Raw genomic sequence first — 16,963 nt, 5'->3', positions numbered from 1 at the left:
TCTAGTCATTTAATTATATTTACTAGAATTAATTAAACATAGTTATTTTTGTAAGTTACACAGATTACTAAACATTACCTTGGACTCATTCCTTTTAATTTTGTTTGAGGTCTATCGTTATTATAAAAGTAAATATATTTGGGTAAATTTTCTTTTATTCATTCAATAGTTCTGTTTTTTCTTAGAATTTGATATAGAAATTCTGTTTTCATTGTTCCAAATCAAGATTCAGTAGCACCATTATCACAAGAATTACCTCTTCTAGACATCAAAATTTTTATTTTTAATTCGTCACATAAGGTTTTATAAGAAGGATTTGTATAATGAAATCCTTGGTCTGATTGTAAAATTCATGAAGTAGGTTTTTGAGCATTAACTCAAGCTTGAATAATGTTTTGGACAACAAATGTCATATCTAAACTTGCGCTTATTTTATAATCTAATATTTCATTATTATGAAAATCTTTAACAATTGATAAATAATATGTTTTACCATTAGTCAATAAATAAGTTCTATCAGTACCTAATTTTTGATTTAAATCAGTAGTTGAAAAATCACGATTTAATAAATTATCATATCTTAAACTTCCTGATTTAGTTTTATAATCAAATTTCTTTATGCGAACCTTAGCTTTTAAACCCATATTTCTCATATATCTATATACAACATGAAATTTTAATTTTAAATTATAAATTTTGTTAATTAATAAAGTTATCATTTTATAACCATAAATTTCTTTAAATTCATAAAAAATATTTTTAATTATATTAGCTAAAAATTTATCTCATTTATTAAATTCATTCATTCCGTTTTTAATTCATTTGTAATATCCTGATTTTGAAACCTTTAAAAATCAACATAAATAACTAATCTGATATTTTTTCTTCAAGGAGAAAATCAGAAAATATGTCTTCTTTTTTGTCGATTTTTCTAAATACTTTTTTATATCGTTCATTACCTCAATATATTGAATTAATTCTTGTTTTGTCATTTCATTAAAATTTAAAGATTTGGTTCGACCTGTTCTTTTGGTTTTTTTAGCACGAATTCCATTGCCATATTCTAAACCTTCTTCACCTAATAATTTGTATGCTTTAATTCATTCTTTTATTGATGATCGGCCAATACCATATTCTAATGCAGTTTTATCAATCGTTTTAATTTTACTTATTTTTATTATTTTTAACTTTTCTTCTTTTGATAGTCATTTAGCCATAAAAAAAATTAACACCTTCCTTAAAGTATTTTTAACACAAAGGTTACAATTCTGTGTCTACTTTATTCTAGATGTTCAATTTAAAAAATTATTAAAATTGGTAATTTTTACTAAAATTTAAAAAAGTCATTTATAATGATAGGAGATTAAAAGAGATCACTGACTTTTAAAATATATTTTAATTAAAAGTTATCAAATTATAAAAGAAAGTTAGGTGCCAAATAATGTTAATTAATATAACAACTAATAATTGCATCATTAAAATAGAGGTTTTTTATTTCAATGTTTCATTGATGCAAACTTAACTATTGAACAAAAAAATACATCTGATTATCTAATGATTTAAAAAATTTTTAAATATTTTTTCAAGTGATTTAAAAATCTAAAGTTAATAGTCATTTTTTAACTTGTTTAAAAAAAATTATTAAAATTGGTAATTTTTACTAAAATTTAAAAAAGTCATTTATAATGATAGAATATTAAAGAAGATAGTTGACCTTAAAACACTTTTTAATTAAATTATTAAAACTACAAAAAAGAAAGTTAGGTGCCAAATAATGTTAATTAACAAAACAGCTGATGAGTGTATAATTGAAACTGGTGGTGCTTTATTCCAATGTTTCGTTGATACAAATTTAACTGTTGATCAAAAAAAAATGTGTATAAATTGAATTGTTTTATTTTTAAACTATCAAGATGCAGTTATTCTTTGTGATGAAGAAAAAATTAATAGTTTACAAAAAGAACTTTCAGAAACATTCACAACAGATTATTATAAAAATGCTTTAAAAGAATTTAATAATGCAAATCTTATATATAAAAAAACTATACTTACCAATTTTAAAAACATATGTTTGGAAAATACTTCACAAGATATTATTAATATTATCACTCAATTCCATCAGTCATTTATTAAAACAATAGATGAACATAAAAAATCACTTACCTTTTTGAATTTAAATAAAATATATGAAAATCTTTTATTATTATTTTTTATAATTCACTACCATTTAGGCTATCAATTTAAACAAGAATTAATTCCAATCATTAGAAGTTTCACTAATATGATTAAAATTCCTATTTATATTGAACAAAATGATAGTCATGTTAAAATGTTATTAATGAAAAAAATTTTGCAAGATAATGAACAATTATTTGAAGATCTCGAATTAATTCAATTGAGAAATTTTATTCATAGTTTAGATGATATATTTGCTAATGGTCTTAATATTAGTAGTGCTATTGAAAAATTAATATTAACTAGACCACATAAAATAAAACATTCAATGAATATGTTATTTAAAAAACACGGTATTAAACTACAAGAAATACTTTGAAAAAATAATAAAGAAAGTAATCCTACCATTGGTAATATGATTATGCACTTATTTGCTTATGAAACATATTATGTGCAAAGAAATCACAACTATGAAACATATGAACAACTAGTATTAAATAATGTTTTAACAGATCCTCTTTTTCAAAAAATATTTATTGAATATAAAACAAAAAATCAAATTAATAAGGTTATTTAAAAATAATGATTACTTTAATTTTTTACTTAGAAAATTAAAGTAATTTTTTTACACTTTTTTTATTTATAGATCATATATAAATATTTTTAAATATCATTATAAAATTAACTTGTCACTACTATTGGTTTTTGGACGGTTGTCAAAGGACGTATGAGATTAACCCTTAGAATTATGAGTAACATTAACAATATAACTGCAAATTCTATGATTTTTTAATTTAATTATAACATATATTTTAAAAATATTAAAATATATAATTTCAAAATTACATTTAAATAACACAAAAATTCTAATCTTAAAATTAGAAATAAAAAATATTAAGTTTTAACTTATTAAGTACTATTAAGATAACTTCTACTATTTAAATAATTGGCTTTTGCTATTAACATATTATTTAATGTTTGATAATTATATATTTTTGCTCCATTAGTTAAAGATTTTAAAAAATGATATACATCACTTTCTGCACTACAACCAATATTTCAATCAGAATTTTGATTAATAATTCCTTGTTCATTATTTTTAAAATAATTATAAGTTTTTTTAGTAACTTTATTATGATTATTTTCTAAAATAGTAATTAATTGATTATAACTACCATTTGAAAAAGTAGTTGTTACATCTAAATATTTTGTTCAATCAAGTGCTTTCTTTTGATGTTTACCACGAACATTAACAAAAGATTTTCATAAATAACTATAAGCATGATATTTATCTAAAATATAATAACAACCCAATCAACTAGCCATTGCTCTAATTCATAATGCACCATCACCAGCAACTACTAAATTATGATTATTATATTCTCAATTAATAGCAAATATATTTAATTTAATATCATAATGAGTATTAATAGTTTGCATTGTAAAATTATGTAATTCTTCTTGTTTTGGAGCATTATTAGTTTTAAATAACATAAATGAAGTTATTTTCTTTTGTAATTGATTTCTATATGAATAAATTTCTTTTCTTCCTAAATTATAAGTTAAAAGTCTACAACAATATTGTTGTTTTAAACCATTTTCATCTCAACAAGTTATATAAGCATCATCTGCACATATATTTAATTTTTCATTAGACTTCTTGCAAAACTATGATATTAATCACATTTTTTAAGTTTAAAAATTTATTTTAATAACACTTTTAATATTTTTTAAAAATTATTGTTCAAAATATGTTTTATTTTTTGTCATTAAAATACAACAAAAATTATTATTTCAAATAAAAAAATAAAATATTAAATTATCAAATATATTTAAATTAATAATTGTAAATTATAAATTGAAGCTATTAAATTAAATCTTAATGCAAATTTTTTTCTTCTATTTCGATATTTTTCACTAATAATTTTAAATTTTTTAAGAATCGCAAAAACATGTTCAATAACAACTCTCATTTTTGAAATAGCCTTATTATTTTTCTTTTCTTCTTTAGTTAAAGGGTTTTTCTTTGATTTTCGTTTAGGTAATAAGACATTTTTATGTATGTTTTGTATACCTTGATATCCTAAATCTACTAAAATAGTTGTTTCTGATAAAAATTTCGTTTTTGAATTTTTTAAAATTTTAAAATCATGATTTTTACCATAAGAAAAATAAGAACTTATAATTTTTTTACTATCTTTTTCAATTATGACTTGAGTTTTTATTGTATGTTTTTTTCTTTTTTCCTGAATAATATTGTTTTTGACTTTTTTTGGGCGTTGAATAGTACTTTCAGTCACATCAATGATAATTGATTGATAATTAACAAAATATTTAAAATATAATTTAATCAATAAGTAAACATTGCAACTTGTTAAATGATTATGATATTATGGTTTTATGATTACTTTACCTGAACATATTAAAGGAGAAAAACATGAGTTATAATCACCAACAAATAGAAAAAAAATGACAGCAGTATTGATTAAAAAATGAAACTTTTAAAACAAATATTGATGATAATAAAAAACCAAAATCATATATTCTTGATATGTTCCCTTATCCTTCAGGATCAGGTTTACATGTTGGCCATCCTAAAGGTTATTGTGCTACTGATGTTATTTCACGAGTTAAAATAATGAATGGTTTTAATGTTTTGCATCCAATTGGTTGAGATGCTTTTGGTTTACCAGCTGAACAATATGCCTTAAATACAGGTAATAATCCAGAGACATTTACTAAACAAAACATTAATAATTTTCGTAAACAATTACAAAGTATTGGTCTAAGTTTTGATTATAATAAAGAAGTTAATACTACAGATCCTCAATATTATAAGTGAACACAATGAATTTTCATTAAACTTTATGAACAAGGGTTAGCTGAAATTAAAGATGTTGAAGTTAATTTTTGTGAACAGTTAGGAACTGTTTTAGCTAATGAAGAAATAATTAACATTAATGGTCATATGGTTTCTGAACGTAGTAATTTCCCAGTTATTAAAAAACCAATGCGTCAGTGGGTTTTAAAAATTACTAAGTATGCTGAAAAATTATTAAAAGGATTAGATGATTTAGACTGACCAAATAGTGTTAAGGAATTACAACGTAATTGAATTGGTAAAAGTCTTGGAACACTAGTTGATTTTATAGTTGAAAATAATAAATGTAAGGTTTCTATTTTTACTTCAAGGGTTGATACTATTTTTGGTGTTTCATTTTTAGTACTTGCCCCTGAAAATCCATTAATTCATGATTTAACAACTAGTGAATATTCGCAAGCAGTTACTCAATACTGTTTAGCTGCTAAAACTAAAACAGATTTAATGCGTCAAGAAGATGATACTTTAAAATCTGGTGTTTTTACTGGAAGTTATGCTATTCATCCTTTTAATAAAAGTAAATTACCAATTTGAGTTGGTGATTATGTTTTAAATTATTATGGGACAGGAGCAATTATGGGTGTTCCTGCACATGATAGTCGTGATTTTATTTTTGCTAAAAATAAAAAGTTACCAATCAATTTTATTATGAAAACTAATAATAAAAATGAACCATTTTTGGGTACTAGTGAATATATTAACTCTGATTTTATTAATGGTAAGGATTTAGAAACAGCTACTAATTTAATTGTTAAAAAATTACTAACTTTAAAACAAGGAAAAGTACATACTGCATATAAGTTACGAGATTGACTTTTTTCTCGTCAACGTTATTGAGGTGAACCTTTTCCGATAATTTATTGAGAAGATGGTACAATATCAACAGTAGATGAACAACAATTACCAGTATTATTACCAAAAATGACTAATATTAAGCCATCTAATTCGGGGAATGCACCTTTAACTAATGCACCAAATTCCTGATTACATGTAACTAGAAAAGATGGTGTAAAAGGAAAAAGAGAAATTAATACAATGCCACAATGAGCAGGTAGTTGTTGATATTATTTAGCATATATTTTAAAAAATGATGATGGTACTTATTGTGATTTTAATAGTGCTATTGCGCAAAAACGTTTTAACTATTGATTACCGGTTGATTTATATATTGGTGGTCAAGAACATGCTGTTTTACATTTATTGTATGCTCGTTTCTGACATTTAGTGCTATATGATTTAAAGTTAGTTAATGTTAAAGAGCCATTTTTAAAATTGGTAAATCAGGGTATGATTCTTGGTGAAAATAATGAAAAAATGTCTAAATCACGCGGTAATGTTGTTAATCCAGATTATATTATTAATGAATATGGTGCTGATACTTTGCGAATATATGAAATGTTTATGGGGCCATTAACAGCATCTTTACCGTGATTAAATAGTGGTTTGGTTGGTTGTTATAAGTTTTTAATGCGTATTTATCGTCTTGTTAATAAAGATGAGTATAAAATAAAAATTACTACTAAGAATGATAAATCATTAGATACAATTTATCATCAAACTGTAAAAAAAGTAACTAATGATATTAATGATTTAAATTTTAATACTGCTATTGCACAACTTATGATTTTTATCAATGCTTGTTATAAAGCACCAACTATTTATCAACAATATTTAGTTAATTTTTTAAAATTATTAAATCCATTTGCTCCACATATTGCTGAAGAATTATGATTTCAATTTGGTAATAAAGAAAGTATTAATAAAAGTCAGTTTCCAAGTTATGATGAAAAATTTTTGATTACTAGTGAAGTTACTATTGCTATCCAGATTAATGGTAAAACGAAAATAACTTTAGTAGTAAAAGAAAATTTAAATAATCAAGAACTTTTAAAAGTAGTTAATAATGAAGAAAAAGTAAAACATTGATTGCAAGATAAAACAATTATTAAGACAATTTGTATACCAAATAAGATTGTTAATTTTGTTGTTAAGTAAAGGAAGAATAATGAAAGTTGCTATTATTTTTGCAGCAGGAATTGGCAGTAGATTACAACCTATCTCAAATAATGTTCATAAATCGTTAATTAAATTTAAAGGTTTAACTTTAATTGAAAATATAATTAATCATTTAATTGAAATACATGATTTAAAAAAAATTATTGTCATTACTGGTCATTTAAAAGATGAATTTAATTTTCTTACTCATAAATATTCAAAATTAATCTTAATAAATAATCAACATTTCCTTGATTATAATAGTGGTTATGCTTTGACATTAGTATCATCATATTTTAATGGTCAAGATGATATTTTTATTATTTCTGGTGATATGATTAGTACAAAAAATATTTTTTTAAATAATTTTTCAACTAATATGATGGCCGCTATTAAGCGTGATCATGATAATATCAAAGAAGATTGAAGTTATAAATTAAACAAGAATGGTAATATTATTGATATTATTAAAAGTAAAAAAAAGGATAGTTTCTTGGCGGGAGAATGAAGTTATATTACTAAAAAATGAGCAAAAGTTCTTGGTGAAGATTTAATAAATCAACAACAAGAACTTGTATTGCAAACAACAATGGTTGGTAAATATTTAATTAGTAATAGTATTAAACATAATTTTGAATTAAAACCTTATGTTTTATCATTTGATTGTCATTGGGATGTTGATAATATTATTGATTTAGAACGAACTAATAAATATTTTAAATAATTTAAGTAGTTAATTTTTTTCCAGAAGTTGTTGTTGAAACTACTGGAATTTCTTCACGATTACAACTATGTGCAACATTTTGGAATGGATTAGTAGTATTACCATTTAATTTTAGTGCTTCTGCTGTTGTTTCTGCTACTGATTCATTTTCTGGATCTAGTGCATCTACTTCTTTAAAACTAACTTGTCCATTACTATTTGTAGAAACATTATTTTTTTGATTAACATTATCTTTATTTTTAATAATATTAACTGATTGATTTAGTTTAGGCTTTTTAGTTCGATTATTAAATAGTGAAACTAAAAGTTTTTTTAATCATATGTATGGAAAAAAAGAAATATAAGCGACATCTTTTGCAAATTTTACAATTCAATTTCTACTACCACCACCAGAAGAAGTTGCTTTTTCTTTTTTATTTTTTTCACCTTGTAATTTATCAAAAATTTCTTTACTTGGTTGTTGCTGTTGTTGCGCTGACATAATTTTCACATCCTTTTTTATTTAAAAATAATTAGGTTTCACTTATCTAATAAAAAAGAATAAGTCGAACCTAATGGTCTTTAATAATTTAGTTTATTATGATGTTAGTATAACATATTTTCAATTTTTAAGCACAATAATTAAAAAAATAACATCCTTACTTTTGAGTTAATAAATCATAATTTTATTTAAAAATATTTATTTTATCTTTTAATTTTTATGAAAAATTTTATACTGTATTTTGGATATTTATTAAGTAACACAATTCACCGCAAGATAATTTATTAATTATTTTGTTTTTTGTGTTATGATTATTTTGTTATTAAAATATATAAAATTATAATTAATTCCTAGGATTTTTATATATGCAAGAAAATTTTTATATTAAAAAAGTTTATTATGGTGCTTATGTTAAAAATATAATTTTACCTATGAGTGCTATATTAAATAATAAGCGTAATGAAGTCGGTATTAAAAATTTAGGTATTAATGATAAAAAGTTGCGTAATAGTAGTATTCGTACTAAAACAAAATTAATACATAAAGCGTATCATAATTTTTATAATTCAAAAGTTTTAAGTTTTGTTACTTTAACTTATGCTGAAAATATGCAAGATATTAATAAAGCAAAACATGATATTGCTATATTCTTTAAACGTTTAAAGCGTTGATGAAATGACCCTAAACGTGTTAAATATTTAGGTGAGTTAAAATATATGTATGTTTATGAATATCAAAAGCGTGGTGCTATTCATTTTCATATATTATTTAATAGAAAAATACATAAAAGTATGTTGCCACAATGATGACCATTTGGTTTTAATGATGTAAGAGTTGTTCAAAAAGGTACTAATGAAAATATAGTTAAGTATTTAAGTAAATATGTTGTAAAAGTACAAAATGATATTAAATCACAAAATCAGTATGATTTAGGAATTCGTGCTTATGCTTTTTCTCGTAATTGTTCTAATCCAAAAGTAGTTAAAGGTCAAAAGATAATGTTATATCAACGTTTAATTGACGCTTCTGTTAATGCTTTACATACACAATTTTTTAAAAAGAAAATTGATAATTTGGGTCGTACTATACTTTTTGATGGTAGTTTTGATACTACTGTTTTTGGTGATAATTTTAAAGATTATGATGAATTTATTTCAATTCATAGTATTAGGTTTAGGAATGCAATTAAGCGTGTACCTAGAATTTTACATTAAATTATATTTTAATTGTTTTTTAAAACTTTATTTTTGGTATATTTATTTAAGAAAGGAGTTGAACTTAAATGAATATTTTAAAAAGAGTTATTATGTGTATTTCAATATTTTTATGTTTGACTATTATTTGAATTCCATTTCATTTTATGCTTAAAACTTTAATTTACGGTGATAAACGTGAAAAAAAAGTTCAAACTGTTAAATCTTAATATGATTTTTAAAGAAAATACTTGTATATATATATATATATATATATAATGGTTAATAGCAAAAATGTAAGGTTTTACCTAGGAATTTAACTTTATGTTTTTGCGTTTTTTTGTTGTAAATTTTAATTTTTATGTTATATTATAATTAATAATGTTAATTACCCACATTATTAATCTGGTTATTAATATAACCTAATTCCTAGGAGGTTAATAAAATGTATTTTCTTTGTCAATTGACAAAAATTAGAAGTAATGAAGTAATTAAAGATGAGAAAAGTGGTAAGTCCAAAAATTATGATGTACTTACTTTTTCGCCGTTTTATGTTACTGATAAAGGTATTAAAATATCAACTGGTGAAAAGTCTAAAGATAAATGAGTTTTACATGATAGTGAATTATTTACTAAACTTTCTAAAATGAATTTAAGTCTTGGTTCTTATTATGATGTTGAAATAACATGAGAAGCAAAAATTATTGACATACATAATTTAAAAACTAAATAGTTATTTATTATAGGGTAATTGTTAAATAATTATTTAAAGGATTTAAGTTATGTCAAAAATTAATAATTGTGCTTGTGAACAACATTTTCATTTAGCAATGTATGTATGTAAACTTTGTGACCAAGTTATTTGTCCTAAAAGAGTTTTACAAAATTTATATACTGGGAAATATTACTGTCCAAATTGTATATTAAATATTGCTTTGGTTAAACAAAAAGAACAATTACAACAAAAAGAAAATTAAAAATTAAATAAGGGGCATATATATACTTTTTAGTGTATTTTTGCCCCTTACTCTAATTAGTATAAATATGCTCCTTATTAATAAAGCAAGGAGTTTTATTTATGCCTAATGAGTTAGAACAAACTAGTAATTATACTTTAACTAAAATATTAAGAACTGGATTAAGTCCTTTAAGTGCTATGGTAGGAGTTAGTGCTTATTATGGTCAATATTTAAAAGACCCAGTATTATGTTCTATTAATTCTTTGTTATTTAGTAAAGAGTTAGGAATTGATATATGGAATATTAATCAAAGACCAACTACTAAAAATAAAGTGATTAATAGTTATAAAAAAATATTATTAGGATTAGGAACAATTGGTTTAGTTAATTATGCTAAGTTTGTTCAGTATGTAGATAAGTCAGTTTCTTTATTAAGAGATGAACCTTGTTTTTGACCACCATGTCCTACTGAACCACCAATTCCTACACCAATACCAACTCCTAACCCAGTAATTAATAAGCATTTTGTAGATTGAGATACTTATATATCTTTAAATAGTTTTGGTATAGCGAATGTTATTAGTGGCTTAACTGAGTTAATACCTAATAAATTTCAAAATATAAGAAAGATAGCAAATATGGGTACTGGTGGATGTTTAATTTCAACTGGTGTTGCTATGGATATAAATAATGATTTTAATAATGCTTATGCAATTCCAACAATAATTGCTGGTGCAAGTGAGATTATAAATACTTTATTGTTACCATTTGGAAATACACATAATAATACAGAGTTACAAGAAGTATTTACTGATGAAAGAGCAAGATTAATTAATGCTAGTGTTAGTGATTATCAAAGTACAAATGACAGTACGGTTGATGTTGATTTAAATGATGATAGTATGTCTGAGATTAATTTAGATAGAGCAAGTTTAAATTGGGATTATTCTTATGCTTATACATTAGGTGGTGTTTAAAATGAGAATGGCCGAATAAAAAATGCGTATAAAGTATATTTTTTTGAGAGAAAAATATCTTTAATTCTTGATATAATTATATCATATAATTATTAATAAATAAAGTATTTTAGTGTTTTATTTTACTATTACAAAATAAAAATTCCTAACTATTTAGGTTTAGATTTATTTAATTTTATAACATTAACAAATAATAATATTTTGATTATTCATATAAGCAACTCTTGTATTTAACATATTTACAAATGTTTTATAATTATATGATTTTGCACCATAACCTTTTAAAGATTTAACTAAATGTGAAACAGTACTTTCAGCAGAAACACCAATATTTCAATCTTTACCTTGATTAATAATTCCTTGTTCATTATTTTTAAAATAATTATAAGTTTTTTCATTAACATTAGGTTTTAAAATATTAATTAATTCATTAGACTTCTTGCAAAACCTATCTATTAAAAATTTAATTTTTAAAATAAAATTAAAAATAAAAAAGATAGGTAATCTATGATGTTTGATAAATTAAAAACTATTAACAATCCAGAATTATTAAGATTAACTGGTATAAATGATATTATTTTTAATAAAATTCTAGAAATTTTAAAGACAGAAGAAGTAAAAAAGTTTAAAAATGGTGGTACACCTAATAAATTATCATTAGAAAATCGTTTATTAATGACTTTAGAATATTGAAGAGAGTATCGAACTTATTTTCATATTGCTAAAAGTTATGGAATTAGTGAAAGTAGTTGCTATAGGAATATCAATTGAATAGAAAATACTTTAATAAAACATCCTGATTTTCAACAACTTGATGGGCAAAAATCACTGTTAAATAATAATTTTAAAGATAAAACAGTTATCATTGATGTGACTGAAAGTACTATTCAACGCCCAAAAAAAGTCAAAAACAATATTATTCAGGAAAAAAGAAAAAACATACAATAAAAACTCAAGTCATAATTGAAAAAGATAGTAAAAAAATTATAAGTTCTTATTTTTCTTATGGTAAAAATCATGATTTTAAAATTTTAAAAAATTCAAAAACGAAATTTTTATCAGAAACAACTATTTTAGTAGATTTAGGATATCAAGGTATACAAAACATACATAAAAATGTCTTATTACCTAAACGAAAATCAAAGAAAAACCCTTTAACTAAAGAAGAAAAGAAAAATAATAAGGCTATTTCAAAAATGAGAGTTGTTATTGAACATGTTTTTGCGATTCTTAAAAAATTTAAAATTATTAGTGAAAAATATCGAAATAGAAGAAAAAAATTTGCATTAAGATTTAATTTAATAGCTTCAATTTATAATTTACAATTATTAATTTAAATATATTTGATAATTTAATATTTTATTTTTTTATTTGAAATAATAATTTTTGTTGTATTTTAATGACAAAAAATAAAACATATTTTGAACAATAATTTTTAAAAAATATTAAAAGTGTTATTAAAATAAATTTTTAAACTTAAAAAATGTGATTAATATCATAGTTTTGCAAGAAGTCTATTATAATTACCATTTTTAAAATTAAATGATGTATCAAAATAATTAGGTCAATTTGTATCTGCTTTTTTCTTACCTTTTACATTAATAAATGCTTTTCATAAATAACTAATACCATGAAAACAATCTAATACATATTTTCCGCCAAATCATTTAGCCATTGCTCTAATTCATAATGCACCATCTCCACCAATAATTAAATTATTATTTTGTCAAAATATATCAGTAAAATGATTAATTTTAATAAATTAATAAAATTTTTAATGCTAGATTTAATTGTAAAATTTCAATTAATTATCATTTTTATTTTTTATATTCAAGATTTACTTAAAATATTTTTTTGTTCAAAATTATAGATTTAAAAATATAAAAAATGCATTAATATATTAAATTAGTTACTATATTAAATAGTAAATAATATTGAATTAAATGAATTAATTTTATATAATTTAATAATAAATTTTATTTTTTAAAAATTACTCTAAGCAAATCTTAACTAAAGTTTATATCTGAAAAAATGAATATACAATAAAAAAAATACCAGTTAAATTATATTTTTGATTAAATAGAAAAAATCTTTCTTGTAATTTTTATTCTATAAAGTTAATAATTAATATTTTTTTCTTTTTAATTTATAAAAATATTTCATAATTTTATCTTTTTGCTTGTAATAACTAATATTTATGGTTAATATTAAAATTGAAATTAATATTTATATTAATCTAAATTAGATAAGTATAATTAATAATAATTAGTTTTCAGCGAGAGTGAATAGTGTAAGCACTTAACCATTATTAATTAGAAGCTCCTAATTTAACAATTTTAATCATTAATTAAGTGCATTTACTTTGTAAGTGAATTAGGATGGTACCGCGTTAAAAAACGTTCCTATTTTCATAGGAATTTTTATTATTTTGAGGAGAAATTATTATGTCAATAAAATGAACAACAGATAAAGTTAGAACAACTTGATTAAATTTTTTTAAAAGTTATGATCATCACATTTTAGAAAGTGCATCACTTGTTCCAAATGATGATCCTTCACTATTGTGGATTAATTCTGGAGTTGCTACATTAAAACCATATTTTGATGGACGACAAACCCCAATTGCTAAAAGATTAGCAAATTCACAAAAAGCAATTAGAACTAATGATATTGAAAATATTGGTATTACAGCAAGACATCAAACTTTTTTTGAAATGTTAGGTAATTTTTCAATTGGTGATTATTTTAAAAAAGAAGCTATTGTTTGAGGATGAGAATTTTTAACTAGTAAAAAGTGATTAAATTTAGATGCTAATTTATTATATGTAACAGTTTTTAATGAAGATGAAGAAACATATAATTTATGATTAAATATTATTAAATTACCAAAAGAACGTATTATTAAAGGTACAAGATCTACTAACTTTTGAGATATGGGTCAAGGTCCTTGTGGTCCTAATACTGAAATTTATTATGATCGTGGTATTAAATATGATCCTAAAAATATTGGTATTAAATTATTAAAAGATGATATTGAAAATGATCGTTATATTGAAATTTGAAATATTGTTTTTTCACAATTTAATAATGATGGCAAAAATAATTATACTGATTTACCAAGAAAAAATATTGATACTGGTGCAGGATTAGAAAGACTAGTAGCAATTTTACAAGATGTGCCAACTAACTTTGATACTGATTTATTTCAAAATATTATTCATGAATGTGAAAAATTGACAAATTTTCGTTATGATATTAATAATTATTTTACACAAGAGATTAAGCAAAAAACTATTAATACTGCATTTAAAATTATTGCTGATCATATTCGTTGCTTAGTTTTTGCAATTAGTAATGGTGTTTTTCCTAGTAATAAAGATCGTGGTTATGTATTACGAAGATTGATTAGAAGAGCTGTTGTATATGGACAAAAACTTAATATTAATGAACCATTTTTGTTTAAGTTAGTTTCAATTATTATCAAAGTTATGGGTCAACATTATCAAGAATTACATAAAAAAGTCGATTTAGTAACTAATATTATTAAAAGCGAAGAATTAAAATTTTGAACAACATTGATAACAGGAAAACAATTATTATTACAAGTTATTAAAGATAATAAAAAAGTAGATGCAACTGCGGCTTTTAAATTATTTGATACCTATGGTTATCCTATTGAATTAACATTAGAGATTGCAAATGAAGAAAATGCGACTGTTGATTTAAAAGGTTTTCAAAAGTTATTGGATAACAGTAAAGATAATACAAGAAAAGTAAGAATTAATCATCAAGCATTAACAATTCAATCTTCATTACTAACTAATTTAAAAGTTCCTTCAACCTTTGTTGGTTATGATAAAGAACAAATAAATACAAATATTGTTTTTATGTTTAAATCAGAGCATGAGGTAAAATTTTTAAAAAATGAAAAAGGTTATTTAATTTTAAATGAAACACCTTTTTATGCAGAAAAGGGGGGGCAAGCATCTGATGATGGTATTATCAAAGGAGAAAATGGAACGGCCTCTGTTATTGATGTACAACAAGGACCACAAAAACAGCATATTCATCAAGTGGAAGTAAAAGGTGAATTAACACAAACAGAAATTGTTGAAGCACAAATTAATAGTTCACATCGTTTTTATACAAGAAAAAATCATTCAGGAACTCATTTATTACATGCTGCTTTAAGAAAATTATTAGGTTTACATGTTATGCAATCTGGAAGTTTTAATAATTATCAATATTTACGATTAGATTTTAGTCATTATGAAATGTTAACTTTAGAACAAATTATAAGTATAGAACAACAAGTAAGTAAATGAATTAAAGGTAAATATCCTTGTGAAATTATTTATTGTACATATGAAGAAGCAATCAAAATTGGAGCTTTAGCTTTTTTTGGTGAAAAATATGAAGAAAAAGTTCGAGTAATTAAGTTTGGTGATTTTTCAATTGAACTTTGTGGGGGTACTCATTGTTATAATTCACAAGAAGTAGAACAGTTATTAATAACTAATGTTGAATCAAAAGGATCTGGTTCTTATCGAATTCATGCTTTAACATCATTAAAAACTATTAATGAATACTTAACACAACAAATAATGATGATTAAAGAACAAAGCAATAGTTTATTTATTCAATATCAAAAAAATAAAGATAACCGTATGCAAGAAGAAATTGAAAAAATATATGATGCTATTAATAATTTAAAAGTGGTAGCTGCTGATTGAAGAAAAGGAAAAATGTTATTACTAGAATTACATAGTTTATTTAAAAAATGACAAATTAATTTTGAAGAATTAAATCGTCAGAAGATAGTGAAAAAATATTTAACTTTAGTTCCAAAAAATGAAAATAATTATAAACTATTAATTGCAAATTTTGAAAATTTAGATATTAAAACATTAAGAGAAATAATTGAACATTATCGTAATCAATATCAAAATATTATTATTATTTTTATTAATAAAAATAATAATCAAGAATATTTAGTATTAGTTGCTTCAAGTAAAGAATTCCATAATAATAAACAGTATCAAAGTAATAATATTTTACAAAAAATATTAAAAACATATAATGGTAAGGGTGGCGGTAGCCCAATCTTAGCGCAAGGGAAGATTGATAAGTTTATTACAGAAAAAGAAATTAATAAAATTATATATTAAACTTAATGCTTATATGTATTAATTTATATAAATATTATATGATATACAATAATATATGTTCAACATCAATAATGTTTTACAATCATATATAACATTATTACAGTAATTGCATAATCTTTTATAATTTCTTATTGATGAAATATAGAAAAATAGTAGTGATAATAATTTTAGAAAAAATACATTTTTTTAATTAATAACTTGTATTTTTTCTAAAATTTAATAAAATAACTAAGTGTAAACTAAATATTGGTTTTTTAACTCATTATTTTAATTTAAAAATAAATGAGTTTTTATTGTATTTAATAAATAAAAAACATAAAAAATACAATAGGTGTATTAGAAATACTATATTGCTTAAACCAATAAAATAGATTTCAAATGTCCATCTTAAGTATAGAGGAGATAAATAT

14 protein-coding genes are annotated in these 16,963 nt (G+C 22.2%); 9 read left to right on the top strand and 5 right to left on the bottom strand.

Annotation, left to right across the window (positions count from 1 at the left end; all coding sequences use genetic code 4):
- Positions 1-74: 74 nt before the first annotated feature.
- Entirely contained in the window at positions 75-1,217 is a 1,143-nt protein-coding gene (locus AACL24_RS04400) for an IS3 family transposase (RefSeq protein WP_339048953.1), read from the bottom strand.
- Between the two features lie 557 nt (positions 1,218-1,774).
- Between AACL24_RS04400 and AACL24_RS04395 the strand changes: the two genes are divergently transcribed.
- Positions 1,775-2,752: a hypothetical protein gene (locus tag AACL24_RS04395; RefSeq protein WP_339048951.1), complete on the top strand. Its 978-nt coding sequence runs from the start codon at positions 1,775-1,777 to the stop codon at positions 2,750-2,752.
- A gap of 332 nt (positions 2,753-3,084) precedes the next feature.
- On the opposite strand, the gene AACL24_RS04390 is transcribed toward AACL24_RS04395, so the two are convergent.
- Together AACL24_RS04390 and AACL24_RS04385 are read right to left on the bottom strand one after the other, a co-directional pair.
- On the bottom strand, positions 3,085-3,669 hold the full coding sequence (locus AACL24_RS04390) for a hypothetical protein (RefSeq protein WP_339048949.1): 585 nt from the start codon (positions 3,667-3,669) through the stop codon (positions 3,085-3,087).
- Positions 3,670-4,007: 338 nt separating this feature from the next.
- Positions 4,008-4,529: a transposase family protein gene (locus AACL24_RS04385; protein ID WP_339048947.1), complete on the bottom strand. Its 522-nt coding sequence runs from the start codon at positions 4,527-4,529 to the stop codon at positions 4,008-4,010.
- An 83-nt stretch (positions 4,530-4,612) separates the two neighbouring features.
- Between AACL24_RS04385 and leuS the strand changes: the two genes are divergently transcribed.
- A complete protein-coding gene (gene leuS, locus AACL24_RS04380) occupies positions 4,613-7,051 on the top strand; it encodes a leucine--tRNA ligase (protein WP_339048945.1) in 2,439 nt (812 codons plus the stop codon).
- 10 nt (positions 7,052-7,061) lie between these two features.
- Positions 7,062-7,775, top strand: coding sequence for a sugar phosphate nucleotidyltransferase (locus tag AACL24_RS04375; protein WP_339048943.1), 714 nt, complete (start codon positions 7,062-7,064; stop codon positions 7,773-7,775).
- A gap of 1 nt (position 7,776) precedes the next feature.
- Here the strand turns inward: AACL24_RS04375 and AACL24_RS04370 are convergent, their stop codons facing one another.
- Positions 7,777-8,256 (bottom strand): hypothetical protein, encoded by a 480-nt coding sequence (locus AACL24_RS04370; protein WP_339048941.1) that lies wholly within the window; start codon positions 8,254-8,256, stop codon positions 7,777-7,779.
- Positions 8,257-8,621: 365 nt separating this feature from the next.
- Here AACL24_RS04370 and AACL24_RS04365 point away from each other — a divergent pair, with 365 nt between their 5' ends.
- From AACL24_RS04365 to AACL24_RS04345, 5 genes are all read left to right on the top strand, one after another.
- Complete coding sequence (locus AACL24_RS04365) at positions 8,622-9,470, top strand: rolling circle replication-associated protein (protein ID WP_339048939.1); 849 nt, start codon at positions 8,622-8,624, stop codon at positions 9,468-9,470.
- A 424-nt stretch (positions 9,471-9,894) separates the two neighbouring features.
- Positions 9,895-10,182, top strand: a complete 288-nt coding sequence (locus tag AACL24_RS04360; RefSeq protein ID WP_339048937.1) for a hypothetical protein — start codon at positions 9,895-9,897, stop codon at positions 10,180-10,182.
- Positions 10,183-10,231: 49 nt separating this feature from the next.
- Complete coding sequence (locus AACL24_RS04355; protein WP_339048935.1) at positions 10,232-10,426, top strand: hypothetical protein; 195 nt, start codon at positions 10,232-10,234, stop codon at positions 10,424-10,426.
- Positions 10,427-10,527: 101 nt separating this feature from the next.
- Entirely contained in the window at positions 10,528-11,385 is an 858-nt protein-coding gene (locus AACL24_RS04350; RefSeq protein ID WP_339048933.1) for a hypothetical protein, read from the top strand.
- A gap of 507 nt (positions 11,386-11,892) precedes the next feature.
- Positions 11,893-12,722, top strand: a protein-coding gene (locus AACL24_RS04345) for an IS5 family transposase (RefSeq protein WP_339048622.1) whose coding sequence is annotated in 2 segments (ribosomal slippage) — positions 11,893-12,289 and positions 12,289-12,722 — 831 coding nt in all. Because the reading frame shifts where the segments join, the coding sequence is not laid out codon by codon here.
- Between the two features lie 152 nt (positions 12,723-12,874).
- On the opposite strand, the gene AACL24_RS04340 is transcribed toward AACL24_RS04345, so the two are convergent.
- The gene (locus AACL24_RS04340) at positions 12,875-13,060 is read right to left on the bottom strand and encodes a hypothetical protein (RefSeq protein ID WP_339048931.1); all 186 of its coding nucleotides are present in this window, start codon (positions 13,058-13,060) and stop codon (positions 12,875-12,877) included.
- Between the two features lie 769 nt (positions 13,061-13,829).
- Here AACL24_RS04340 and alaS point away from each other — a divergent pair.
- Positions 13,830-16,553, top strand: coding sequence for an alanine--tRNA ligase (gene alaS, locus AACL24_RS04335; protein WP_339048929.1), 2,724 nt, complete (start codon positions 13,830-13,832; stop codon positions 16,551-16,553).
- The last annotated feature ends 410 nt before the right edge of the window (positions 16,554-16,963 follow it).

Source organism: Spiroplasma endosymbiont of Colias croceus (genome assembly GCF_964020095.1).
Classification (GTDB): Bacteria; Bacillota_I; Bacilli_A; order Mycoplasmatales; family VBWQ01; genus Spiroplasma_E.
The sequence above is the reverse complement of the archived record's forward strand: the minus strand, read 5'-3'. Positions and strand labels throughout refer to the sequence as shown.